This is a genomic window from Mycobacterium branderi (genome assembly GCF_010728725.1).
GTDB classification, from domain to species: Bacteria; Actinomycetota; Actinomycetes; order Mycobacteriales; family Mycobacteriaceae; genus Mycobacterium; species Mycobacterium branderi.
The window spans coordinates 4,476,049-4,500,544 of sequence record NZ_AP022606.1; the positions used below are offsets into that span (position 1 = coordinate 4,476,049).

A 24,496-nucleotide genomic window follows, 5' to 3' on the forward strand; every position below is an offset into this window, starting at 1 on the left:
GACTCTCCTAGGAGAAGTCGAATTTTTCCAGCAGTGCCTTGCGCTGACGATCGCCGAGCCCACGCAGGCGGCGGGTCGGTGCGATTTCGAGCTCGGTCATGATTTCCTGCGCCTTGACCTTGCCAACCTTCGGCAGGGCCTCCAGCAGGGCAGAAACCTTCATCTTGCCCAAAACCTCGTCGGTCTCAGCGTCCTTGAGCACCTGCTTGAGGTTGGTGCCGCCACGCTTCAGCCGGTCTTTGAGTTCGGCGCGTGCTCGACGTGCGGCAGCAGCCTTCTCCAACGCGGCCGCGCGCTGCTCGTCGGTCAACTGGGGAAGGGCCACGATTCCTCCGTCTCATCGATCTTGATTTGTCTCAGCTGGGGTGGTCCCAGCCAGCGCAGACGACCGTACCCACGCTGTCTGACGAAATCTAACCCGCCCCCCTGCTTCTAGCCACAAAGCCGCAGCGTGCGGCGCTGTCAGACGGCACGGCGGCGTCGTCGAGCGCGCTCCGGCCCAGCGCTCTGTCACCGGGTGTCGTCGCCCGGCACCGGCCTGGAACATGCTGCCTACCAGGCCTTTTGGGGTCCGATCGGGAGGCGTGGCGTGGCTCGTCGCCGCTCGCGACGAGCCACGCTGAGGCTCCGACATGGCGAAATGAGGCCAATTGCGCATGTCACGGCGTGTCGGGCGTGTCGCGCCGGGCGTCGCTCATGGTGCGACATGTGTCGCCAACCGCCGGAACTGCTCAACGACGCTGCGTAGTAGCGGTTCGAGAGGGTCGAAAATCGCCGCCGAGGTGCCCATCCTCGGCTGCCGCGCCACCGTACGATCGGCTGATGGCCATGATGCGGATCCGCGAGGCGGCCGAGCTGCTCGGGGTCAGCGACGACACCGTGCGGCGGTGGATCGACCAGGGCGCCTTGCCGGTCAGCCAGGACAAGTCCGGCCGCAAGGTGATCGCCGGCGACGCCCTTGCCGAATTTGCTCGCACCAATGCGCCCTCGCTGCCGCCGAATCCGCTCGGCGTCGGCAGCTCGGCCCGCAACCGATTTGTCGGGCTGGTCACCAAGCTGGTCACCGACAAGGTGATGACCCAGGTAGAGATGCAATGCGGTCCGTTCACGGTGGTCTCACTGATGAGCACCGAGGCCGCGCGCGAACTCAAGCTCGAGCCCGGCAGCGTCGCCGTGGCGGTTGTGAAAGCCACGACGGTCATCGTCGAGACGCCCGAGGACGGCACCCGCAGCGCCGGATAACCGCGTTGGCAGCGAAATCACAACTAGCCCTACGCAATCCCCATAGTTGTTGCCAGGACGTTTACACCGTCGGCTCAGCCTTTCAGAGGCTTTGGCGCATAACGTCGTTCGCGTAGGACAAAGCGCCACAGAAATGAGAAAGGGGACTCGATCTTATGGACGCGAGACGCATGCTGTGCGCCACGTCGATTGCGGCGGGCATCGGACTGGCCGGGCTTTTCGGTAGCGGGATCGCGACGGCGAATGCCGCTCCGGCACCGGGTAATTCGCCGGTGCCCACCGCTAAGGGTGCACCTACGCCGGCGCCTGACCCCAGCATCAAGCTCGACCATCACGATCGCAAGAAGGTTCTCAAGCAGGACAAGAAGGAGCTCAAGCACCACCCGGCGCAGGTCACACCTACGTCAGGCCACAGCTGACAGCATTTCAGGAGCGGCGGGCCACCAAGGCGTGGCCCGCCGCCTCGCGCATTCGCTCCGCCGCGGCACGCAGCGCGGCGACGTCGGGTCCGGCCCGCAAGACCTCGCGTGAGACGGCGGGCAGCAGCTGGTGGGATTGCGCTCCCCCGAACCCCTTCAGCGCCGACATTCGGCCGCCCTGTGCGCCGATCCCGGGCACCAGCACCGGACCGTTCAGGCCGGAGAGATCGGGGACATGGGCCAACGTGGCACCGACGACGACGCCCACCGAGCCGGGTTGTCGCGTCCGGTTCCAGTCGGCGACGTCGTCGACCACGGCTTGGGCGACGCTGCGCCGGCCGCTGGTCGCGCCCTGTATGGCCACACCTTCGGGGTTGGAGGTCGCTGCCAGCACGAACACCCCTCGCCCCCGGGCAGCCGCGGTGTCGAGCAGGGGCTGCAGCGAGCCGAAGCCCAGATACGGTGAGGCCGTGACGGCGTCGGCGGCCAACGGCGAATCACCAACCCAGGCTTGGGCATAGGCCGCCATCGTCGAACCGATGTCGCCGCGCTTGGCATCGGCCAGCACCACCACACCGGCGTCGCGCAGGGCGGCGATGGTGCGCTCCAGTACCGCGAACCCGGCGGCGCCGTACGCCTCGAAGAACGCCACCTGCGGTTTGACGGCGGCGAAGCCGCTGTACGCCGCCACGCAGGTGTCACAAAATGCGGCCAGGCCGTCCGGACTTTCGGGTAAGTCCCACGCGCGCAACAACTCCGGGTGCGGGTCGATGCCCAGGCACAGTGGTCCCCGGTCCGACATCGCGTCGGCCAGCCGGGCGCCGAACCCCGGCATCACTAGTGGCCGCCGTTGCCCAGCGCGCTGTGCAGTTCCTGCAACGAGCGCACTCCGATGACACCCCGAATCCCGGCTTCGATGCCCTGCACAGCGGCCGAGGCGCCCTGGACAGTCGTCACGCAGGGAATGTTCATTGCGACTGCGGCCGAACGGATCTCGTAGCCGTCGATGCGCGGTCCGGAGTTGCCGTAGGGCGTGTTGATCACCATGTCGACCTCGCCGGCGCGGATCACATCCACTGCCGACATCTGCGGACGGCCCGGTCGGGGCTCTTCGAAATGTTTGCGGACCACGTCGCAGGGAATACCGTTGCGCCGCAGCATTTCCGCTGTCCCCTCGGTGGCCAGGACCCGAAACCCCAAGTCGGCCAGACGCTTGACCGGGAAAACCAGCGATCGCTTGTCCCGGTTGGCCACCGACACGAACACGGTGCCCTGTGCCGGCAGCGATCCGTATGCGGCGGTCTGGCTCTTGGCGAAAGCACTGCCGAAGTCACGGTCGATGCCCATCACCTCGCCGGTGGATTTCATCTCCGGGCCCAGTAGCGAGTCGATACCCGCGCCGTCGACGGTGCGGAACCGGTGGAACGGCAACACGGCTTCCTTGACCGCGATGGGCGCATCTGGTGCGGCGCTGGCGCCGTCGCCCGCCGCGGCCAATATCCCTTCCTCACGCAGCTGAGAGATGTTGGCGCCCAACATGATCCGGGCGCACGCCTTGGCCAGCGGTATCGCGGTGGCTTTGGAGACGAACGGCACGGTGCGGCTCGCGCGCGGGTTGGCCTCCAGCACGTAGAGCACGTCGTCTTTCAGCGCGAACTGCACGTTGAGCAGCCCCACCACCCCGATGCCGTGGGCAATGGCCTCGGTCGCGCGCCGCACATTGTCGATGTCGGTGCGGCCCAGCGTCACCGGCGGCAGCGCGCACGCCGAGTCGCCGGAGTGGATCCCGGCCTCCTCGATGTGCTCCATGATCCCGCCGATGTAGACCTCGGCGCCGTCGCAGAGTGCGTCGACGTCGATCTCGATGGCGTCCTCGAGGAAGCGGTCGACGAGCACGGGGTGCTCGGGCGACAGTTCGGTGGCGCGGGTGATGTAGCCGCGCAGCGTTTCCTCGTCGTAGACGATCTCCATGCCCCGGCCGCCCAGCACATAGGACGGCCGCACCAGAACCGGGTAGCCGATATCCGCGGCGATCCGCTGGGCCTGTTCGAACGTCGTCGCAGTGCCGTACTTTGGCGCCGGCAGGCCGGCGGCCGTCAGCACGTCGCCGAACGCGCCCCGGTCCTCGGCCAAATCGATGGCTTCCGGCGGCGTTCCGACGATCGGCACCCCGGCGTCGGCCAGCCGTTGCGCCAGACCGAGCGGGGTTTGCCCGCCCAACTGCACGATGACGCCGACGACGCCTGGTCCCCCGGCCCCCGACTGGGATTCGGCGTAGAACACCTCGAGGACATCCTCGAAGGTCAGCGGCTCGAAATACAGCCGGTCGGCAGTGTCGTAGTCGGTGGACACCGTCTCCGGGTTGCAGTTGACCATCACGGTCTCAAAGCCGGCCTGGCTCAACGTGGTTGCCGCATGCACGCAGCTGTAGTCGAATTCGATGCCCTGGCCGATCCGGTTGGGTCCGGAGCCGAGGATCAGCACCTTGGGTTTCTCGGGCTGCGGCGCCACCTCGGTCTCGGCGGCCGGGTCGAGCTCGTAGCTGCTGTAGTGGTACGGGGTCTTGGCCTCGAACTCGGCGGCGCAGGTGTCGACGGTCTTGTACACCGGGTGGATGCCGAGCCGTCCGCGCAGCGAGCGTACGCCGTTCTCGCCGGCCAGTTCTGGCCTCAATGCAGCGATCTGGCGGTCCGAGAGCCCGCTGTATTTGGCGCGCCGCAGCAGATCCGCATCGAGCACCGCGGCGTCGACCAGCTCGCGGCGCAGCGTGACCAGTTCGGCGATCTGCGCGACGAACCACGGGTCGACGCCGGAGGCCTCCGCGACCTGCTCGACCGTGGCGCCTTGGCGCAACGCCAATTCGATGTCGTAGAGCCGGCCTTCGGTCGGTGTGCGCAGGCGTTCCAGGGTGTCTTGAGGGCCGCCTTGTGGATCCGGTGCGGTCCAGAACCCGGCACGGCTGGTTTCCAGCGACCGCATCACCTTGCCGAGCGCCTCGACGAAGTTGCGGCCCAACGACATTGCCTCGCCGACGGATTTCATCGTGGTGGTCAGCGTCGGGTCGGCCCCGACGAATTTCTCGAACGCGAACCGTGGCGCCTTGACCACGACGTAGTCCAGGGTGGGTTCGAAGCAGGCCGGGGTTTCCTTGGTGATGTCGTTGAGAATCTCGTCGAGGGTGTAGCCGATGGCCAGCTTTGCGGCGATCTTGGCGATCGGGAAGCCGGTGGCCTTCGACGCCAGTGCGCTCGATCGTGACACCCGCGGGTTCATCTCGATGACGATCAGCCGGCCGTCGCGCGGGTTGACCGCGAATTGGATGTTGCAGCCGCCGGTGTCGACGCCGACTTCCCGCAAGATCGCGATGCCCAGGTCTCGCATCCGCTGGTATTCCCGGTCGGTCAGCGTCATGGCAGGTGCGACGGTCACCGAGTCGCCGGTATGCACGCCCATCGGGTCGACGTTCTCGATCGAGCACACCACGACGACGTTGTCGTGGCCGTCGCGCATCAGCTCGAGCTCGAATTCTTTCCAGCCGTAGATGGATTCCTCGATCAGAACGTTGGCGCTCGGCGAGGCGGCCAGCCCGGCGCCGGCCATCCGCTCCACCTCGTCGGCGCTGTGCGCCATGCCCGAGCCGAGACCGCCCATCGTGAAGCTCGGCCGCACCACGACGGGCAGACCGAGTTCGGCGACCGTTTCGCGGACCTCGTCCATCGTGAAACAGACTCGGCTGCGGGCGGATTCGCCGCCGACCTTGGCGACGATGTCCTTGAAGCGCTGGCGGTCCTCGCCGCGCTGGATGGCGTCGAAGTCGGCGCCGATCAGCTCGACGTCGTAGCGCTCCAGCACGCCGTTCTCATACAGCGCGACCGCGGTGTTCAGGGCTGTCTGCCCGCCCAGGGTGGCCAGCAGTGCGTCGATCTTGTTCCCGCGCTCGGCCTGTTGGGCGATCACCCGTTCGACGAAGGCCGGGGTGATCGGTTCGACGTAGGTGTGGTCGGCATACTCGGGGTCGGTCATGATCGTGGCCGGGTTGGAGTTGACCAGGCTGACCTGTAGGCCCTCGGCTTTGAGCACCCGGCAGGCCTGGGTGCCTGAGTAGTCGAATTCGCAGGCTTGCCCGATGACGATCGGCCCGGATCCGATCACCAGAACGTGGTTGATGTCTGTGCGCCGCGGCATCAGCGCCCCTCCCCTCGGGCGCCCATCAGGTCGACGAACTGGTCGAACAGGTACTCCGCGTCGTGCGGGCCGGCGGCGGCCTCCGGATGGTACTGCACCGAAAACGCTTGTCCGCTGACGAGTTTCACACCTTCGACGACGCCGTCGTTAGCGCAGGTGTGGCTGACCACCGCCGGGCCGAACGGCGTGTCGAACCGCTGCCCGGCTTCGCCTTCGAGCGCAAAGCCGTGGTTTTGCGCCGTGATGGCGACCCGCCCGGTGGCGTGGTCCATCACCGGGATGTTGATGCCGCGGTGGCCGAACACCATCTTGTAGGTCGACAAGCCCAGTGCCCGGCCCAGGATCTGGTTGCCGAAACAGATGCCGAACAACGGGATTTCGGCGTCTAGCACCTGGCGGGTCACGGCGACGATGTGGTCGGCGGTGGCGGGGTCGCCGGGGCCGTTGGACAAGAACACGCCGTGCGGCTTGAGCTCGGCGATCTGCTCGAAGGTTGCCGACGATGGCAGCACGTGGCTGCGGATTCCGCGGCGGGCGAAATTGCGCGGGGTGTTGGTCTTGATCCCGAGATCGAGTGCGGCGACGGTAAACCGATGCGGCCCTTCAGGTTCGACCACATAACTGCCCGGGGTGCTGACCTGGCCGGCCAGATCGGCGCCCAGCATCGGCTGTTGGGCCCGCACCCGCTCCAGTAGCTGCTCAGGCTCGGCCAGCGCTGCGCCGGAAAAGATTCCGGCCTTCATCGAGCCGAAGTTGCGGATGTGGCGGACCACCGCGCGGGTGTCGATGCCGGCGACTCCGACAACGTTCTGGCGGACCAGCTCGTCTTCCAGCGTCGTGGTAGCCCGCCAGTTCGACGGTCGCGGAGAGGGATCGCGGACGGCGTAGCCGGCCACCCAGATCTTGTCGCCGCGGCTCTCGCCGTCTTCGGTGTTCCAGCCGGTGTTGCCGATCTGCGGCGCGGTGGCGATCACGATCTGGCGGTGGTAGCTGGGATCGGTCAGCGTCTCCTGGTAGCCGGACATGCCGGTGGAAAACACCGCCTCGCCCAGCGTCTCACCGATCGCGCCGAACGGCTTGCCGGAAAACACCCGGCCGTCCTCGAGGACCAGTACGGCCTTGTCCATCAGCCGGCCTCCGACAGCCAGCGGGCATACTCGTCGCGGTTGTCGCCGCGGAAGCCCGTGTCGATCTCGGCCCCCGACGGCAACCGCCACCGGATCGCCAGAATGCCCGGGTGCGTCATGGCTTTACCCAGCATGCCGCGCTCGGTGCGGATGGCCGTGATCGACTCCTGCGGAATCCAGATCGGCCGGGCGCCGCTGCGCTGCACCATGATTCCCTCCGGATAGCGGGTCAGCACCGCCTTCGTGCGATAGCCCAAGTCGCCGACGGCAACCCGGTCGTGCCAGCTGGGCACCAGCGTGCAGCCGACATACATGCCGCGGGTGGGTGCGACGATCGGCGCGCCGACGGTGTCGGGCACCGCCGGCAGCGTGCCGACCAGCGAAGCCTGCCGCTCGGCGCGGTGCCGCCAGCCGCGCATCATCAGCTGGATCACGAACGCGATCACCACCGCCAACACCGCGGCGAAGATCAGCGACGCGACCAGCGTTCCGGAATTCATGCCGGACTCTTTCCGTCGCGCGCTGTGAGCTTGCCGCGCAACAGCGTTGCGGTCACGGTGGCCGGCAGCGTCATCGACTCGTAGGGCGTGTTAGCCGACCGGCTGGCCAGTTCCGCTCCGGCCACAGTCCAGGTGGCGTCGGGATCGACTACGGTCAGGTTGGCCGGCTCGCCGACCTCCAACGGCCGGCCCTGATCGGGCAGCCGCGCGATGCGGGCGGGGTTCTCGCTCATCACCCTGGCCACGTCCCGCCAGGTCAACAGACCCGGCTGCACCATCGCCTGCACCACCACCGACAGCGCGGTCTGCAACCCGAGCATCCCGGGCAGCGCCGCGGCGAACTCGACGCATTTCTCGTGCTCGGCGTGCGGAGCATGGTCGGTGGCCACACAGTCGATTACCCCGTCGGCAAGTGCTTGACGCAGCGCGACGGCGTCGGCGGATTCCCGCAGCGGCGGGTTGACCCGGTTGGTTCCGTCATAGCTGGCCAGCCTGCCGTCGTCGAGCAGCAGATGATGGGGGGTGACCTCAGCGGTGATCGAAATCCCTTGCTGTTTAGCCCATTTCAGGATCTCGACGGTGCCTGCGGTGGAGGCATGGCAGATGTGGACCCGGGCGCCGGCGTCGCGGGCCAGCAACGCGTCGCGGGCCACGATCGACTCCTCGGCCGCCCGCGGCCAGCCCCCCAGGCCAAGCCGCGCGGCGTTGGGCCCTTCGTGGGCGACCGCGCCGACGGTCAGCCGCGGCTCCTCGGCATGCTGGGCGATCAGCGCCCCCAGGCCGGTGGCGTATTCCAGCGCGCGGCGCATCACCAGCGGATCGTGCACACACTTGCCGTCGTCGGAGAACATCCGGACTTGCGCCGCTCCGGCGGCCATCATGCCCATCTCGGTGAGCTCGGTCCCGGCCAGCCCGACGGTGACGGCGCCGACCGGGTGCACGTCGACCAGGCCGACCTGCTGCCCGCGCTGCCACACGTGGTCGGTGACCACCGGGGAATCGGCGACAGGGTTGGTGTTGGCCATCGCGAACACGGCGGTGTAGCCGCCCAAAGCGGCTGCGGCCGAACCGGTTTCGATGTCTTCGGCGTATTCACGACCGGGTTCGCGCAGGTGGGTGTGCAGGTCGACCAGGCCGGGCAGCAGCACCTGCCCGGTGGCGTCGATGACGTCGGCGTCCTCGGGAATCGAAACCCTGGCGGCAATCTCGGTGATTTGCCCGTCGTCGACCAGCACGTCGACCCGGTCCCCCTCGCCGTACAGCCGCACCCCGCGGATCAACACCGTCATGCCACCGCCTCCTCCGCCCCGACCAGCAGGTGGAACAGCACGGCCATCCGCACGTGGACCCCGTTGGAAACCTGTTGCAGCACAGCTGATTGCGACGAGTCGGCCACCGAGAACGCGATCTCCATGCCGCGCAACATCGGGCCGGGGTGCAGCACCACGGCGTGGCCGGGCAGCATCGCCTGGCGGCGGTCGGAGAGCCCGTAGAGCACCGAGTACTCGCGCGCGGACGGGAAGAAGCCGCCGTTCATCCGCTCGGCCTGCACGCGCAGCATCAATACCGCGTCGGCGGCGGGCAATTCGGCGTCCAGGTCGTAGGAGACGGTGACCGGCCAGTCGGCGACGCCGACCGGGAGCAGCGTGGGCGGGGCCACCAACACCACTTCGGCGCCCAGGGTTGCCAGCAGCATGACGTTGGAGCGGGCGACCCGGCTGTGCAGGATGTCGCCGACGATCACCACCCGCCGGCCCTCGATGCCGCCGAGGCGCTGGCGAATGGTCAGGGCGTCCAGCAGCGCCTGCGTCGGGTGTTCGTGGGTGCCGTCGCCGGCGTTGATCACCGAGGGGCCACCGGTTTCCGTGGCGGTCCAGTCGGCCAGCAGATGCGCGGCGCCCGACGCGGGGTGGCGGATGATCAGCGCGTCGGCGCCGGCGGCCCGCAGCGTCAGCGCGGTGTCGCGCAGCGACTCCCCTTTGGCCACCGAGGATCCCGTCGAGCTGACGTTGATCACGTCGGCGCTCATCCATTTGCCGGCCACCTCGAACGACACCCGGGTGCGGGTGGAGTTCTCGTAGAACATCGTGATGATCGTGCGCCCGCGCAGCGTGGGTAGCTTGCGCACCTCGCGGCCGACCAGCGCCTCGGCGAACCGGTCGGCGTCGTCGAGAATCGCGGTGGCGTCGTCGCGGCTCAGGTCGCCGGCAGCCAGCAGGTGTCTGGGGCTCATCGCGAGATCACCACCCCGTCGCGGTCGTCGTGTTCGCGCAGCAGCACATGCACGCTCTCGCTGCGCGAGGTCGGCACGTTCTTGCCGACGTAGTCGGCGCGCAGCGGCAGTTCGCGATGGCCGCGGTCGACGAGCACCGCCAGCTGCACGGCCCGCGGCCGGCCGATGTCGCGCAGCGCGTCCAGCGCCGAGCGCACCGAGCGCCCGGAGTACAGCACGTCGTCGACCAGGATCACCAGGGCGTCGTCGATGCCGCCGGCCGGGATCGAGGTGGCTTCCAGCGGGCGCGGCGGCTTTTGCATCAGGTCGTCGCGGTAGAGCGTGATGTCCAGCGCGCCGTGGGCCACGTGCACGCCGCTGAATTCGGCGATGTGGGCGGCCAGTCGCTCGGCCAAGATCACGCCGCGGGTCGGGATCCCCAGCAACACCACGCGCGGCGCGTCGGGTCCGTCCAGAGCGGTCTTTTCGATGATCTGGTGCGCGATCCGGGAAATGGTGCGGCCCACGTCGGCCGCCGACATCAATTCGCGGCCGGTGCCGGTGTCACCCGCTGCACCCATGCGAGACCTTGACCTCCTTCTCCGCCTCACCGGACGGATCGTTAAAGGATGTCGACTGCCGGGCAGCCTAGCACTGCCTGGGAATCCGGTGACGATGCGGGCCGTGTCGGCGGGTCGGAGTAGTGTCGCAAGTATGTTCGATTTGAGTGGGCTCGCAGGTGTGGACGACCATGCCGACGAGGCGACGCTGATCGCGCGGGTTGCCGAGTTGGAGCGGGTGAAATCGGCTGCTGCTGCGGGCCAGGCGCGCGCGGCGGCGGCGCTGGATGCGTTGCGCCGCTCCGCTGAGGCGGATGCGGGCGTTCCGTTGGCTCAGCGCGGGCGGGGAGTCGCCAGTGAGGTCGCGCTTGCGCGACGGGATTCGCCGGCGCGGGGTGGACGGCACCTGGGATTCGCCAAGGCACTGGTGTACGAGATGCCGCACACGCTCGCGGCACTGGAGGTCGGCCAGTTGTCCGAGTGGCGGGCCACCCTGATCGTGCGCGAGTCGGCCTGTTTGGACGTCGAGGACCGCCGCACACTCGACGCCGAGATGTGCGCCGACCTGTCCGCATTAGACGGACTGGGTGATGCGCGGATCGCCGCTGCGGCAAAGGCCATCGCCTACCGGCTCAACGCACAGGCGGTGGTCGATCGGGCCGCGAAGGCCGCGTCCGAACGCACGGTGACGATTCGCCCGGCTCCCGACACTATGGCCTGGGTGACCGCGTTATTGCCGGTCGCACAAGGCGTTTCCGTGTATGCGGCGCTCAAGCGGGCGGCAGACACCACATTCGACGACCGGACCCGCGGTCAAGTAATGGCCGACACGTTGGTCGAACGCGTCACCGGACGACCCGCCGAGATCGCCGAACCCGTTGCGGTCAACCTGGTCATCTCCGACGAGGCGCTGCTCGGCGGGGACAACGCTCCCGCGGTGGTCGACGGCTACGGCCCCATCCCGGCGGCCGTGGCCCGCGGTTTGATAAGCCAGGCCGTCGCCGACGCGCGCTCGCGGGCCACGCTGCGCCGGCTCTACCGTCATCCCCGCTCCGGGGCCTTGGTAGCGATGGAGTCGCGGGCGCGCCGCTTCCCGAAGGGGCTCGCCACCTTTATCGGGTTACGCGACCAGCGATGCCGGACCCCATACTGTGACGCCCCGATCCGGCACCGCGACCACGCCCGCCCGCACCATCGCGACGGACCCACCACCGCCACGAACGGGCTGGGTTCCTGCGAGCGCTGCAACTATGTCAAGGAATCACCCGGCTGGCAGGTCAGCACCACGGTGGACGAAACGGGCCAGCACACAGCGGAATTCATTACGCCGACCGGTGCGCACTACCACTCGACGGCACCACCGCTGCCCGGGCCGCTCAGGGTGACCGTCAGCGAAATCGAGACCCGAATCGGCATTGCGCTGACCAGCCTCCATGCCGCCTAGCAGATGGACGGCCACGCCCAGCGGATACCCTGACGACGTGAATCTCGACGGTAACCAGGCCTCCATCCGCGCGGCCTGCGACGCCGGCCTGCTGGCCGGTGCGGTCACGGTGGTATGGCAGCACGGAAAAGTGTTGCAGGTCAACGAGATCGGTTATCGCGATATCGATGCCGCGCTACCGATGCAGCGCGACACGCTGTTTCGCATCGCGTCGATGACCAAGCCCGTCACCGTTGCCGCCGCGATGACTCTGGTGGACGAGGGCAAGCTGGCGCTGGCCGACCCGGTCGCGCGCTGGCTGCCCGAGCTCGCAGACATGCGGGTGCTCGACGATCCGAACGGCCCGCTGGACCAGACCCATCCGGCACAGCGGGCGATCCTGGTCGCGGACCTGCTCACCCACACCAGTGGGCTGGCGTACGGATTCTCCGTCGGCGGCCCGATCTCGCGCGCGTACGCTCGGCTGCCGTTCGGGCAGGGCCCCGACGTCTGGCTGGCGGCACTGGCCGAGTTGCCGCTGGTTCACCAGCCCGGCGAGCGGTTGACCTACAGCCATTCGATCGACGTCCTCGGGGTGCTCGTCTCCCGCATCGAAGACAAGCCATTCCACCAAGTGCTCGACGAGCGAATCCTGCAGCCGCTGGGCATGGTCGACACCGGCTTCTGCGTCACGGCCGAGGGCCGCCGCCGCGCCGCGACGATGTACCGGCTCGACGAGAACAATCGGCTTCGCCACGACGTGATGGGGCCGCCGCACCTGACTCCGCCGGCATTCCCCAATGCCGGCGGTGGCTTGTGGTCCACCGCAGACGACTACCTGCGGTTCGTCGAAATGCTGTTGGGTGGCGGAACTCTCGACGCCGTGCGGGTGCTGTCGGACGAGTCGGTGCAGGCGATGCGCAGCGACCGGCTCACCGACGAGCAGAAGCGACATCCTTTCCTGGGGGCGCCGTTCTGGATCGGCCGCGGGTTCGGGCTGAACCTGTCGGTGGTCACCGATCCGGCGAAGTCGACGCCGCTGTTCGGGCCCGGCGGGCTCGGAACGTTCAGCTGGCCCGGCGCATACGGCACGTGGTGGCAGGCCGATCCCGCCGCCGAGCTGATCCTGCTGTACTTCGTGCAGAACATGCCCACCATGTCGGCCGATGCCGCCGCAGCGGTCGCGGGCAACACCTCACAGGCGAGATTGCAAGCGGTGCAACCGAAATTCGTCCGCCGCACCTACCAGGCGCTGGGGCTCTAGACCTAGATCATCGCGATCGGCGAGACTTTCGCGCCGATCTCCAGCGCGCCGGCGAGTTCACGGCTGACGTCGTAGTCGAACACCACGTGCCCGGAGATGACGTCGACGTCCCGCTTGGCGCGCTGCAACGGGTTGTCCAGGAACTGCGCGCTAGCTCCAGACGCTTCCAGCAGGTCGGCGATGACCGATCGGGACTCGTGCACGATGTGCGCGGCCGCGGCCCGGGCGTCGGCGCGGGCCGCGCGGTTGACCCGCTGACCGGAGCGCACGGCGGACTGGATCCGGTTCGCGGTGTCGTCGAGCAGGGCGTGCAGGGCACGCAGCCGCACCCGCGCCTCGCCCAGCCGGATTTGCGCGGCGGGCTGATCCTTTTGCGCCACACCGGAATACGCCAACACCCGTTCGCCAAGCCGACGCGCATAGGTGTCGGCGACCAGTTCGGCCGAGCCCAGCGCCGGCATCGCCGCGGTCAACGCCAGTGCGGGCACCATCGGCCAGCGGTACACCGGCGCGTCGTGCAGCGCGGCGCCCGGCGTGGTGCCGCTGTAGATGTCGACCACCTTGACCAGCCGATGGCCGGGCACCCACACGTCGTCGATGACGACGTCGTTGGAGCCTGTGGCACACATCCCGGCGACGTGCCAGACGTCCTCGACGCGGACATCGGACGCCGGCAGCAGCGCCAGCGCCGGATACGGGCTGCCCTCGGGGTCGCAGATGGCGCCGACCAGCACCCAGTCGGCGTCCATCACGCCGGTGGCCCAGGACCACCGCCCGGAAAGCCGGATGCCGCCGTCGACCGGTACCCCTCGCCCGGTCGGAGCCAGCGGCGCCGGGCACAGCACCGGCCCGTCGGCGAACACCTCGTCCTGGGCCTGCTTGCTCAGCAGCGCGAGCATCCAGTTGTGCAAGGTGTAGAAACCCAGCGTCCAGGCACTGGACGCACAGCCGTGCGCCATTTGCCGTACCACATCGAAGATTTCGGGAAACTCTGCCTGTTGCCCGCCGTATCGCGCCGGCATCAGCAACCGCGCCAGCCCGGATCGGCGGTAGTCGTCGACAGTCTCACGCGGCAGCCGTCGCAGCTGTTCCGCGTCGCCCGCGCGTTCCGCCAGGCTGGTGACAAAGTCAGCAGTGACCATGGCGAGGACCGTACCATACCTTTTGGTATGGTCTTGCTGGACATCGAGACTGCGGTCACGGCGCAAAAGCGCGAAAAATTGTGCACTGTGCGCAGTTTCGAGTTCGCAGTCAGTGCCGCAGCATGACCTCGATGAAGTCCTCGCGGCGCCCGGCCGCCCGGGGGCTGGGCCGCGACCCCGACAGGTGCAGGAATCCGATACCGGCGGCGAACGTCGCGTTGGCGCGCATGTCGGCCTCTTCCGGGTCGAAGCCGTCGTCGAGAAACGCCTGCCGGACGGCGTCGACCACCCGCTGATCGGATGCCCGTACCGCCTTGGCGACTGTCTCCTCCGAGCGCGCCCACTCCCGCATCGCACGCTCCAGCATCCAATGCCGGGGGCCCACCAGCGCCGTCATCATCCGGGACAGCCGCTGCCGGGGCGGGTCGCCGGCCAGGTCGTCGAAATACCAGCGGTCCTCGTCGCGGACCGCGGCCCAGGTGTCGATCAGCGCTTTACGGTAGGCCTTCATGTCGCTGAAGTGCCAGTAGAAGCTGCCTTTGGTGACGCCGAGCCGTCGGCACAGCCGGTCGAGGGTCAGCCCCTTGAGGCCATCCTCCGCAAGCACCCGGAAGCCTTCCTGCACCCAGTCATCCACGGACAGCCGCGAATTGGACGAGCCAGCCGAAGTCACCACGTTGATCAAGCCTAGTGAGTTCTGCGGCCGCTGATTGCACTAATTTGACGCAAATGTCATATTGAGGCCGCTAGCGCCCGGCGGGCATAGGCGCGGACGTCAGCGTCGTCGTCTTTGAGCGCGATGCCCAGCGCATCCCGCGCGGCGACGTCCGACGCGGCCCACCGGGTCAGGCTCAGCACCGCCGCCTTGCGCACGTCGAGGTGCTCGTCGGCCAGCGTCTGGGCCAGGCGCGGAACGGCAACCTCGGCCGCGGCGCCCGACAGCGCTTTGGCGGCGCCTTCGCGCACCTGCCAGGCCGGTGCCCGCAGCGCCTGCTCCACGGCGGCCACATCGTCGGCGCCGCAACCCAGTTCGCCGAGCGCGGCCAGCGCGGCCGCGCTAACCAGCGGATCCGGGTCGGCGATCAACCCGCGGACGGTGGCCACCCCCGACCCCAGCGTGGCCAGGCCGTTGGCGGCCGCGATGCGAACCTCCCGGTTGTCGTCGCCGGCGGCGGCGGCCACACCGTCCGCGTCGTCGACGGATACCAGCGCCCGTACCGCCTCGATGCGCACCCGATGATCCGCGTCTGCGAGTGCCCGACGGTACTGTGCAGCCTCGCCGGCCCGGCGCGCGGCCAGCAAGTAGACGGCCACGGCGCGGACCACCGGGTCGGCCGACGTCAGATATGCGCGTCCGGCTTCGGGTTGCGGCAGCACTTCGACGAGTTCGCGCACGCCGTCGGCGGCCACCCGGCGCACGCCCGGGTCGGTGTCGTCGAGGGCTTCCAGCAGCGCCGCCGCGTAGCCGTCCGGTGTGTGTTCGGTCAGTGCGCTGACCGCCGTGCGTCGCACTCCGGCATCCGAATCGGCAAGAAACCCAGCCAGTTTCACGACGGTCGGTTCCTCGAGCGCCAGCACGGCGACGATCCGCGGCGACGGCGGCCCGGCCGCCGGTTCAGCGGTGATCCGCGACCGGATGCCGGCCGGGGCCTGACCGCCGACCAACTGTGGCTGCTCCACCGCGTGTGGGCTTTGGTCCGTCGGCGGCACCGTCTCGAGTTCGGGCACCGCGATGAAGTAGGGCGCGACCGGGCGCTTGATGAACTGCATCGATCCGTCCGAAGCTTTGCGCACGTTGAGGTGGTAGCCCCATTGCTGATCGTCGCGCGCGGGCAGGTCGGAGCGTTGGTGGTAGAGGCCCCAGCGCGACTCGGTGCGGGTCAGTGACGAGCGGGCGGCCAACTCCGCGCAGTCCCGGATGAACGACACCTCGACGGCGCGCATGAGCTCGTGCGGCGTGCGGGCACCCATCTCGGCGATCTCGTCGCGCATCCGCTCGAAGGTCCGCACCGCAATCGATAGTTTGGCTGCCGTCTTGGGCGGTGCCACATAGTCGTTGACGAACCGCCGCAGCTTGTATTCCACCTGGGGTTGCGGCGGGCCGTCCGGATGGCGCAGCGGCCGGTAGATCAGCGTGTGGGCCTCGCTTAACTGGTCTTCCGGGAGACGTTGCGGCGCACCTACTTCCGACAGCGTCGATGCCGCGTGCGCACCGGCCAGGTCACCGAAGACGAACGCGCCGATCATGTAGTTGTGCGGCACACACGCCAGATCGCCGGCCGCGTAGAGCCCGGGCACCGTGGTCCGCGCATGCTCGTCGACCCATACTCCTGACGCGGAATGCCCGCTGCACAGGCCGATCTCGGAGATGTGCATCTCGATGTCGTGGGTGCGGTAGTCGTGTCCGCGGTTGGCGTGGAACGTCCCGCGAGTCGGCCGTTCGGTGGTGTGCAGGATGTTCTCCAGCGCCGTCAGTGTCTCATCCGGTAGATGCGACACCTTCAGATAGATTGGCCCGCGGGCCGATTCGATCTCGCTGCGCACCTCGGCCATCATCTGGCCCGACCAGTAGTCGGAGTCGACGAACCGCTCCCCCAACGCGTTGACCTGGTACCCGCCGAACGGGTTGGCCACGTACGCGCAGGCCGGCCCGTTGTAGTCCTTGATCAGCGGGTTGACCTGAAAGCACTCGATGCCGGACAGCTCCGCGCCGGCGTGGTAGGCCATCGAGTACCCGTCGCCGGCGTTGGTCGGGTTCTCGTAGGTGCCGTACAGGTAGCCCGACGCCGGCAGACCCAGGCGGCCGCACGCCCCGGTCGCGAGTATTACCGCCTTGGCGCCGACGGCGACGAATTCGCCTGTGCGCGTGTGCAATGCGGCGGCACCGACCGCGCGGCCGTCCTGCACGAGCACCCGCACCGGCATCAGCCGGTTCTCGATGCGGATCTTCTCGCGCATCGAGCGTTGCCGCAGCACCCGATACAACGCCTTCTTGACGTCCTTGCCCTCGGGCATCGGCAGCACGTAGGAGCCGGAGCGGTGCACTCGGCGCACCGCGTATTCGCCGTGTTCGTCTTTTTCGAACTTGACGCCGTAGCGCTCAAGCCGCTGCACCATAGCGAACCCGCGCGTGGCGGTCTGGTAAATGGTGCGCTGGTTGACGATTCCATCGTTGGCGCGGGTGATTTCGGCGACGTAGTCCTCGGGTTGGGCCTTGCCGGGGATGACGGCGTTATTGACGCCGTCCATGCCCATCGCGAGGGCCCCGGAGTGGCGCACGTGCGCCTTCTCCAACAGCAGCACCTGGGCGCCGTGCTCGGCGGCGGTCAGCGCGGCCATGGTGCCGGCGGTGCCGCCGCCGATGACCAGCACGTCGCAGTCGAGCCTAGTTGGCGCCGCTGGGTCGGGGATCTCTATCATGCTGCCACCGAATACTCAAGTGCGGCAAGGATTTCCGTACGTAGCTGCGGCCGGTCCTGTGCAATGCGCGGCGCCGGCACGTCGACGAGCGCGCGCAGCGGCTGCCCGGCCCGGCCGAGCACCGCGACCCGGTCGCCCAGCGTCAGCGCTTCGTCGACGTCGTGGGTGACGAACACGATGGTCGTCGGGTGGGTGCGCCAGGTGTCGATGAGCAGCCGCTGCATGGCCGCGCGGGTCTGGGTGTCCAGCGCGCCGAACGGCTCGTCCATCATCACCGCTCGTGGCGCGCCGGCCAGGCCGCGGGCCAGCTGGACGCGTTGCCGCATGCCGCCGGAGAGGTTCTTGGGCAGGTAGTCGCCGAAGCCGGTCAGCCCGAGCTCGGCGATCCACCGGTCGGTCTGGGCGCGACGGGTGGCCCGCGGCGCGCCGCGCAGCCGCAGCGCAAGCTCGATGTTGGAGCGCACACTGCGCCACGGCAACAGCGCGTTGTCCTGGAACACCACGCCGCGGTCGCCGGAGGTGGTGGTGACTTGGGCGCCGTCGGCGAGCACTCGGCCGGCGTCGGGCCTCAGCAGCCCGGCCAGCGCACGCAGCACCGTCGTCTTACCGCAACCCGACGGCCCGGTCAGCACCAGGATCTCCCCTGGCCGCACGGTCAGGCTGAGATCCTCAATCACTGGAGACGCGTTGTAGGACAGGCGAATTCGATCCAGCTCAAGGCTCATGCCGGTCGTCATCGAGCGTTCTCCTCACCACGCGGCAGCCATCGCGTCACCCGGCGTCCCACCAGTTCCACCGCCGCCGAGGTGGCGAACCCGAGCACCCCGATCGTGATGATTCCGACAAACACGTCGGGATAGGCCAGCACGGTGTAGGCCTGCCAGGTGCGATACCCGACACCGAGGCGACCGGAGATCATTTCCGCGGAGATCACACAGATCCACGCCACGCCCATGCCCACCGACAGGCCGCCGAACACGCCGGGCAGGATGCCGGGCAGCACGACCCGGGTCAGCACGTCCCACCGGCCGCCGCCGAGGGTGCGCACCGAGTCCTCCCACAGCGTGGGCAGTGCCCGCACCGCATGCCGGGTGCTGACCATGATCGGGAAATACGCGGCCAGGAAGGTGATGAACACGATGCCGGCCTCGTCGGTGGGAAACAACAGAATCGCCACCGGCACCACCGCGATCGCCGGGATCGGTCGCGTCAACTCGGTCAGCGGGCCGAAAACATCGGCGAACAACCGGGAACGGCCCAGCAGGATGCCGGTGCCGACACCGACCACGGCAGCCAGCCCGAAGCCGGACAGGATGCGAATCAGCGACTGCGCCAAGTCAAGCCAGTATCCGTCGGTCGCAAGCCGACGGGCCAGTGCGCTCACGATCTCGGTGACCGTCGGCAGCGTGTCGAACCGCAGCCAGCACCGCACATTGCCCGCGGTGAGCAATTGCCACAACCCGATCGCGGCGGCCACCGACGCGACCCGCAGCACCCGCGACCGCCACGGCGAGCGGCCCCGGCGCGGCACGGCGATCACCGGCGTGATTGCCACCGGGGCGTCGATCTCGACGGCGGTCATGCCGCACCCGCCAGCGCTTGCTGGTAGTCGACAGCGACGCTGCCCGGGTGCGCGGCGACGTAGCGGTGCGCGCCCGCCGTGGTGTCGAACGGCAGGAAGTTCTGGCCGTCGCGGACCCACACCGATTTGTCGGCGAACCATCGGGTACCCAGTTCGGCGTCATGGACGTAGGCCGCGCGTACGCGCGCGCCGTGGGCGGCGGCGTCGCGCACGGCCCGCAGCAGTGCGGTGGGGTCGGCCACCGATTGGGTGGTGTCCGATCCGTCTAGCCACAGCTCGCCGCCAGTCAGCGACGGGTGGTCGATTTGGCCCACCGCCTTGTCGTAGTCGAGCTTTCGGGTGGCGAACGCGGCCCGCAGCGGCGCGTCCTGAACGAAGCCGGCGACGTCGAGGTCGGCGAAGTCGCCGATCGACTTCAGGTACGGCACATCACCTTTCAGCGCGTCGACCAGTGGCGCTTTGAGCGTGGTGTCGAACGCGGTGCCGCCTGGGCCGTTGTAGAGGTAGACGACTTCGGCCGGCAGCCCGCTGCCCTGGGCGACGATGCGCGCCGCCTCCAGCGGTTTGGTGTTGATGAAGTCGGTGGCATCGAGCTGCGCCTGCAGGAACGCGTCGAGCACCTCCGGGTGGGCGGCCGCGTAGGCGCGACGCGCCACGACGCCGTGCAGCGTCGGATAGTTCAGCTCGGCGCCGTCGTAGAGAAGTTTGGCCTTGCCCTGGTGGACCAGCAGACCAGGCCAGGCCACAAACTGTGAGAGTGCTTGCACCTGACCGGATTCCAGCGCCGAAGCGCCAACCTGCGGCTGCTGGTTGAATACCTCGACGCCGCTGATCCCGGCATTCGCCATGGCCCGCACCAGAGTGCCGTGGCCAGCCGAGCCGACGCTGGCGGAGACTTTCTTCCCGGCCAGGTCGGTGATTGCCCCCGCTGGCGACGCCGGCGTCACCACCACCATGTTCAGTGCTCCCTTGGGCTGGTAGCCGGTGACCGAGACGATTTCGGTGCGGGCGCGCTCGTTGGCCTGGGTTTTCGACCCGTTGATCAGCATCGGGTAGTCGCCCATCGAGCCGATGTCGATCTTTTCGGCGACCATCTGGGCGGTGATCGGCGCGCCGGTGTCGTAATCCTGCCACGTGACACGGTATTTCGTGCCGGTGCGCTTGGTGATGTCGTCGAGTCGGCGTTCCAGATAACCCTGGGCGCGAAGCAGCGTGCCGGCCGTCACTGTGTTGATGGTCTTGGACTGATAGCCGACGACGACGCCGACGGCATCGCTGGAGTCCAGCGCGCAACCGGAGGCGATCAGCGCCAGCGCCAGTAGTACGGCGGATCGTTTCATGAAATGTCCTGTCAGCGAAGCAGATACGGCATGTTGACGGTCACCGCGCCGGTCGGGCAGCGGGCCGCGCACGGGCCGCAGTACCAGCATTCGTCGACGTGCATGAAGGCCTTCCCGGTGTCGGGGTTGATGGCCAGCGAGTCCATTGGGCAGATGTCGACGCACAGCGTGCAGCCGTCGATGCACAGCGACTCGTCGATGGTTACCGGGACGTCGGCGCGCTGATTGACCAGTGTCACGTCGAACTCCTAACCAGGCTGCCGCGCATGGTGATTCGATCACCGCGCATCCGGATGTATTCAAGGTCGACGGGTCTGCCGTCATCGAGACTGGTGAGCCGCTCCAGCATCAGTAGCGCCGCACCGTCAGGTACCTGCAGCGCTGCCGCGGAATGCGGGTCGGCGGGAATGGCCTCCAGCGCCAACGTCGCCGAGCCCAGCCGACGCCCGCTGACTTCCTCGATGAGGGCGAACACGTCGTTGGTCTCCAGCGGCTGGGCCAGGATCTCGGCGCCGACGTCGGGAGCCAGATACGTCAGGTCCAGGCTCAACGGCAACCCACCGAGGTAACGCAGCCGTTCGACGAACACCACCTGCTGGCCCGGCGCCAGTTGCAGCCGCTGCGCCACCGAAGGCGGAGCGGCGACGGTCATTGCCGCTCGCACCTCGTTGCGGACGTCGCCGTAGCCTTTGAAGGTTTCTTTCAGACCCATGAGAGTGTCGAGCCCGTGGTCGTATTTGCGCTGTGCGACATGGGTTCCGACGCGCGGGCCGCGATCGATGAGCCCCTCGTTCTTCAGCACGGCAAGAGCGTCCCGAATTGTGTTGCGGGAGACGAAGAACTCTGCTGCCAGCTGCTGCTCCGTGGGCAGCCCGTCGTCGTAGGCGCCGCGGTGGATCGCCTGCCGCAGCACGTCGGCGACCTGGCGCGCACGGTCGGCGCGGGGCCGGCGGATCGGTATCGGTACGGCAAGGGCCACGCCGTCACGCTATCGGCGCCGGCGAGGCGCCCTGGCCAGCCGAAATGCCGGCGGCCAGGCAACCCGGCGCATTGCGCCGCCCGGCGCTCCCGCGTTACCAGCCGAAACCCGGGATCAGCCGACGATTGCGCCACCTTTGGTCAAACGCCGTCGGTTCCGATCCCGGTGAACAAAACCCGCGGTCTTCGCCCGGATGTCAGCTTTCGCCAGCGTTGTGAATGCCGTAGGGCACGGCGTTGACCAGGGTGACGCTGAGCGCGGTTCCGCTGGGCAGCCGATAAGTACGCTGTTCGCCGGGACGTGCGCCCATGATCGCGGCACCCAACGGGGACTGGCTGGAGTAGACCTCCATATCGGCGTATTCGGCGCCGCGCACACCCAGCAAGAAGGTTTCTACGTCACCGGTGTCGTCGTAACGGATGGTCAAAACCATTCCCGGTTCGGCAATCCCGTCGTCGGGTGGGTCCTCGCCGACCACGGCATTGGCCAGCAGATCATGGATCTGTTTTATCCGCACCCGCCGCTCGCAGTCAGCGGTTCCGTTGGCAGATAACTCGCGAAGAGTGGCCAGCTCCCTTTGCAGCCGCTCGTATGCCTGCGGAGAGATCCACGGATGTTGTTGTGTGCTGGTCATGTTCGTTCCTTTCACGCTGCACTGCGGTAGGGCACGGCACTGAGCAGCGTCACGGGCAGATGCGGCCCGTCGGGAATCGCGTAGTTGCACTGCTCGCCAGGACGTGCGCCGGCAATCGCGCGGCCCAATGGCGACGCCATCGAGTACACAGTGAGATCCGTGTCGTCGGGCGCGCCACGTCGGCCGAGAATGAACGTTTCGGTCTCGCCGGTGGCGTCGTAGCGGATCGTGAGTACCATGCCCGGTTTCGCGACGGGTCCGCGTCTGGCTCTGGTCATTTCGATGGTGTCCTTATCTTTCGTATCGAGGGTTGTCGCCAGGGGCGGGCCGAAACCGGCTGCCGCCCCTGACGACTCGGCTGCCCGGTGGGCAAGCTCGGTCTTGGTGTGTGTCAGTGGCCGCTTCTGCGGAGCGGATCGAATTCGGCGAAGGGTTCGGGTTGCTTGCCGGTGCTGATGTGTTCGGCCAAGAGCCGACCGGTGACCGGACCGTGTGCCAATCCCCACATGCCATGCCCGCCGGCCACATACACGCCCGCTGACACCTCTCCGATCAATGGGCGGCCGTCGGGCGTAAACGCGCATGCGCCCACCCACAGGTCGCTGCGCTCGGCCCAGCGCACGCCGTCAAGCAGGGGCGCGGCCGCGGTAACGACAGCCTCGACCCGCGCCGAAGCGAAGGGGTCACGCGGATGGTGGAATTGGGTGATACCCGAGACACGCATGGCGCCCCTGTGTGGAGTGCACATCACCCGGGCACCCGGCAGGTAGATGGGTCCGGTCAGCGGGCGGTCGACGGGAACCCGAAACGAGTAGCCGTGACCGGCCTGCACCGGGATCCGCAGCCAGCGGTTGGCCAGCTGCGCCAACCGTGCGCCGGTTGCGATCACCGCGACGTCGGCGGTCAGCGGCTTGCCCCGATGCGGATACACCGCAACGCCGGTGGCCGTACTGAGCACGTCGCGGATTTCCAGCCGCTGCATCACGGCGCCACGCGCCACCACGGCGCGGCCCAGCGCCTCGACAAACCGCCGCGGGTCGACGAAGCGCTGGGCATTGATGTTCAGCGCGGCGGTCACGGCCGGGGCCGCCAGCGGAACTTGTTCGCGCAACGCCTCGCCCGATAATGCCGTGACATACATTGTCTGGCCTGCCTTTTCGAGCTGGCGCTGCTGCCACAACATCTGCTGCGCTTCGTTGGCGGTGGGAAACACCGCGGTGATCGGCGCATCGGTCACCGGCGCGTCGACACCGTTGCCGATCAGCACGTCGAAGGCTTCGATGCATTCCTCGTTGAGCGCCACGTTGGCGCGCAGTGCCCGCTTCCACGACGACCGCCGGCAATGGGCGGCGAAGTGCGCCAAGAAGCTGCCGAACCCCGCATCGCCGGCCGACGGGATCTGCAGCGGGTTGACCGGGTCGCGCAGGGCGCGCAGTCCGTGGCGCAGCAGTCCCGGGGAGTTCAGCGGACAAATCAGCCCCGGGGCAACCCATCCGGCGTTGCCCCAGGAGGCGCCCGCGGCCACGCCGGTGCGGTCGGCCACGGTGACCTCGATTCCGCGGTCCTGCAAAAACCACGCCGTCGACAATCCGACGATGCCCGCACCGACGACGATCGCCGACCGCGGTCCCCCGTCGATTTGTTCGACGCCGGCCATCGCACACCTCCGGAAGCTGGGAATTCGGTTGGTAATTCCCATCGTGGTGCGGGTTGGAGGGCCTGTGCTTGCCGAGACCGGACAACGCCGCGGTGTGCGGTTGTCGCTTTCCGACAACGCCCGGCAGAGTCAATGCCGGCCAGCGTCACCGGCCATGCTGTCGAAATCACGCTGCCATTGCCGGTAGCGGACGAGGTCCAGGGCCGCCCGGGTGCTAATGAACAACGCCGCCGCGGCCAGGCCGACACATAACCACAGCGCGAGAGCCGCGGCCACCGCCTCGTCCACGGCGGTTCTGGTCGGCGCACCCGCCGGGGCGCCGTCCTCGTGCACCCAAATATCAATCGCGTCACCCGGTTTGACCGTATGCTGCGCAGCGACCACGCCGGTGTGTTCGGCGCCGTCGGCGACCCAGCGGGCCTTCACCGCGATGGTCTTGCCCGGCTTCCGCGGCGGCGTGGTGGCAATTCCGGTGTCGGTGACGACCGCGGTGACCAACCGCCGATCTTGTGCCTGCTCGGCGTAGACCTGCTGGCGAGCGTCATGGACGACGGTGCCGACGGCGGCGGCGACGGGGATCCCCAGTACCGCTATTGCGATGGCCAGCACCAAGACCAGCCCTTCGATCCGGTCGCTGCCCCGCAGCAGCGGGCTGCGGCCCAACAGCAGCAGGACGCGCCACCGCGGCAGCCGCACCGCAAAGGCGTCGTCGTCGTGCCGAAAGCCCGGCAGCCGCTGACGGTCGGGGTGCGGGGTGGTCATGTGCCCATCGTGGCGTGGATGACGGCCAGGCGGTTTGCCCCGGCCGGA

General features: G+C 68.3%; 23 protein-coding genes and 1 pseudogene. 4 read left to right on the top strand and 20 right to left on the bottom strand.

Features of this window, described 5'->3' with window-relative positions; genetic code table 11:
- Positions 1-7 precede the first annotated feature (7 nt).
- The gene (mihF, locus tag G6N47_RS21595) at positions 8-325 is read right to left on the bottom strand and encodes an integration host factor, actinobacterial type (protein WP_003932123.1); all 318 of its coding nucleotides are present in this window, start codon (positions 323-325) and stop codon (positions 8-10) included.
- Positions 326-822: 497 nt separating this feature from the next.
- On the opposite strand from mihF, the gene G6N47_RS21600 reads away from it, so the two are divergent.
- The gene (locus G6N47_RS21600; protein WP_083133491.1) at positions 823-1,242 is read left to right on the top strand and encodes a TOBE domain-containing protein; all 420 of its coding nucleotides are present in this window, start codon (positions 823-825) and stop codon (positions 1,240-1,242) included.
- 155 nt (positions 1,243-1,397) lie between these two features.
- Positions 1,398-1,661, top strand: coding sequence for a hypothetical protein (locus tag G6N47_RS21605; protein WP_139799643.1), 264 nt, complete (start codon positions 1,398-1,400; stop codon positions 1,659-1,661).
- Between the two features lie 7 nt (positions 1,662-1,668).
- On the opposite strand, the gene pyrF is transcribed toward G6N47_RS21605, so the two are convergent.
- The 7 genes from pyrF to pyrR are packed head-to-tail and all read right to left on the bottom strand — an operon-like array spanning position 1,669 to position 10,266.
- Entirely contained in the window at positions 1,669-2,496 is an 828-nt protein-coding gene (gene pyrF / locus G6N47_RS21610) for an orotidine-5'-phosphate decarboxylase (RefSeq protein ID WP_083133489.1), read from the bottom strand.
- A gap of 2 nt (positions 2,497-2,498) precedes the next feature.
- Positions 2,499-5,846 (bottom strand): carbamoyl-phosphate synthase large subunit, encoded by a 3,348-nt coding sequence (carB, locus tag G6N47_RS21615; protein ID WP_083133488.1) that lies wholly within the window; start codon positions 5,844-5,846, stop codon positions 2,499-2,501.
- Positions 5,846-6,973 (bottom strand): glutamine-hydrolyzing carbamoyl-phosphate synthase small subunit, encoded by a 1,128-nt coding sequence (gene carA, locus G6N47_RS21620; RefSeq protein WP_083133487.1) that lies wholly within the window; start codon positions 6,971-6,973, stop codon positions 5,846-5,848. The genes carB and carA overlap by 1 nt, the downstream gene beginning before the upstream one ends.
- Positions 6,973-7,473 carry a PH-like domain-containing protein gene (locus tag G6N47_RS21625; RefSeq protein ID WP_083133486.1) on the bottom strand — a complete coding sequence of 167 codons (501 nt, stop codon included), beginning with the start codon at positions 7,471-7,473 and terminating at the stop codon, positions 6,973-6,975. The genes carA and G6N47_RS21625 overlap by 1 nt, the downstream gene beginning before the upstream one ends.
- Positions 7,470-8,762, bottom strand: a complete 1,293-nt coding sequence (locus tag G6N47_RS21630) for a dihydroorotase (protein ID WP_083133485.1) — start codon at positions 8,760-8,762, stop codon at positions 7,470-7,472. Before G6N47_RS21630 ends, G6N47_RS21625 begins: the two co-directional genes overlap by 4 nt.
- Entirely contained in the window at positions 8,759-9,706 is a 948-nt protein-coding gene (locus G6N47_RS21635) for an aspartate carbamoyltransferase catalytic subunit (protein WP_083133484.1), read from the bottom strand. The genes G6N47_RS21630 and G6N47_RS21635 overlap by 4 nt, the downstream gene beginning before the upstream one ends.
- Entirely contained in the window at positions 9,703-10,266 is a 564-nt protein-coding gene (gene pyrR, locus G6N47_RS21640) for a bifunctional pyr operon transcriptional regulator/uracil phosphoribosyltransferase PyrR (protein ID WP_083133483.1), read from the bottom strand. The genes G6N47_RS21635 and pyrR overlap by 4 nt, the downstream gene beginning before the upstream one ends.
- A 133-nt stretch (positions 10,267-10,399) precedes the next feature.
- Between pyrR and G6N47_RS21645 the strand changes: the two genes are divergently transcribed.
- Entirely contained in the window at positions 10,400-11,689 is a 1,290-nt protein-coding gene (locus G6N47_RS21645; protein WP_083133482.1) for an HNH endonuclease, read from the top strand.
- A gap of 37 nt (positions 11,690-11,726) precedes the next feature.
- A complete protein-coding gene (locus tag G6N47_RS21650; protein WP_179966410.1) occupies positions 11,727-12,932 on the top strand; it encodes a serine hydrolase domain-containing protein in 1,206 nt (401 codons plus the stop codon).
- A 2-nt stretch (positions 12,933-12,934) separates the two neighbouring features.
- Here G6N47_RS21650 and G6N47_RS21655 read toward each other — a convergent pair whose 3' ends face one another.
- From G6N47_RS21655 to G6N47_RS21710, 12 genes and pseudogenes are all read right to left on the bottom strand, one after another.
- Positions 12,935-14,074, bottom strand: coding sequence for an acyl-CoA dehydrogenase family protein (locus G6N47_RS21655; RefSeq protein ID WP_083133480.1), 1,140 nt, complete (start codon positions 14,072-14,074; stop codon positions 12,935-12,937).
- Between the two features lie 109 nt (positions 14,075-14,183).
- A complete protein-coding gene (locus G6N47_RS21660) occupies positions 14,184-14,750 on the bottom strand; it encodes a TetR/AcrR family transcriptional regulator (RefSeq protein WP_372517481.1) in 567 nt (188 codons plus the stop codon).
- A gap of 56 nt (positions 14,751-14,806) precedes the next feature.
- Complete coding sequence (locus G6N47_RS21665; RefSeq protein WP_083133479.1) at positions 14,807-17,494, bottom strand: fumarate reductase/succinate dehydrogenase flavoprotein subunit; 2,688 nt, start codon at positions 17,492-17,494, stop codon at positions 14,807-14,809.
- Positions 17,491-18,231, bottom strand: a complete 741-nt coding sequence (locus G6N47_RS21670) for an ABC transporter ATP-binding protein (protein ID WP_083133478.1) — start codon at positions 18,229-18,231, stop codon at positions 17,491-17,493. The genes G6N47_RS21665 and G6N47_RS21670 overlap by 4 nt, the downstream gene beginning before the upstream one ends.
- A complete protein-coding gene (locus tag G6N47_RS21675; RefSeq protein ID WP_083133477.1) occupies positions 18,228-19,076 on the bottom strand; it encodes an ABC transporter permease in 849 nt (282 codons plus the stop codon). The genes G6N47_RS21670 and G6N47_RS21675 overlap by 4 nt, the downstream gene beginning before the upstream one ends.
- A complete protein-coding gene (locus G6N47_RS21680) occupies positions 19,073-20,416 on the bottom strand; it encodes an ABC transporter substrate-binding protein (protein WP_083133476.1) in 1,344 nt (447 codons plus the stop codon). The genes G6N47_RS21675 and G6N47_RS21680 overlap by 4 nt, the downstream gene beginning before the upstream one ends.
- 11 nt (positions 20,417-20,427) lie before the next feature.
- On the bottom strand, positions 20,428-20,655 hold the full coding sequence (locus tag G6N47_RS21685; protein WP_083133475.1) for a 4Fe-4S dicluster domain-containing protein: 228 nt from the start codon (positions 20,653-20,655) through the stop codon (positions 20,428-20,430).
- Positions 20,652-21,395, bottom strand: a complete 744-nt coding sequence (locus G6N47_RS21690) for a GntR family transcriptional regulator (protein WP_083133474.1) — start codon at positions 21,393-21,395, stop codon at positions 20,652-20,654. The genes G6N47_RS21685 and G6N47_RS21690 overlap by 4 nt, the downstream gene beginning before the upstream one ends.
- A gap of 196 nt (positions 21,396-21,591) precedes the next feature.
- Positions 21,592-22,029 (bottom strand): GreA/GreB family elongation factor, encoded by a 438-nt coding sequence (locus G6N47_RS21695; RefSeq protein WP_083133512.1) that lies wholly within the window; start codon positions 22,027-22,029, stop codon positions 21,592-21,594.
- A gap of 11 nt (positions 22,030-22,040) precedes the next feature.
- Positions 22,041-22,283 (bottom strand): annotated as a pseudogene (locus G6N47_RS21700) (GreA/GreB family elongation factor); the annotation flags it as partial.
- 137 nt (positions 22,284-22,420) lie between these two features.
- The gene (locus G6N47_RS21705) at positions 22,421-23,686 is read right to left on the bottom strand and encodes an NAD(P)/FAD-dependent oxidoreductase (protein WP_083133472.1); all 1,266 of its coding nucleotides are present in this window, start codon (positions 23,684-23,686) and stop codon (positions 22,421-22,423) included.
- Between the two features lie 129 nt (positions 23,687-23,815).
- Positions 23,816-24,448 (bottom strand): Rv1733c family protein, encoded by a 633-nt coding sequence (locus G6N47_RS21710; RefSeq protein WP_083133471.1) that lies wholly within the window; start codon positions 24,446-24,448, stop codon positions 23,816-23,818.
- Positions 24,449-24,496 lie beyond the last annotated feature (48 nt).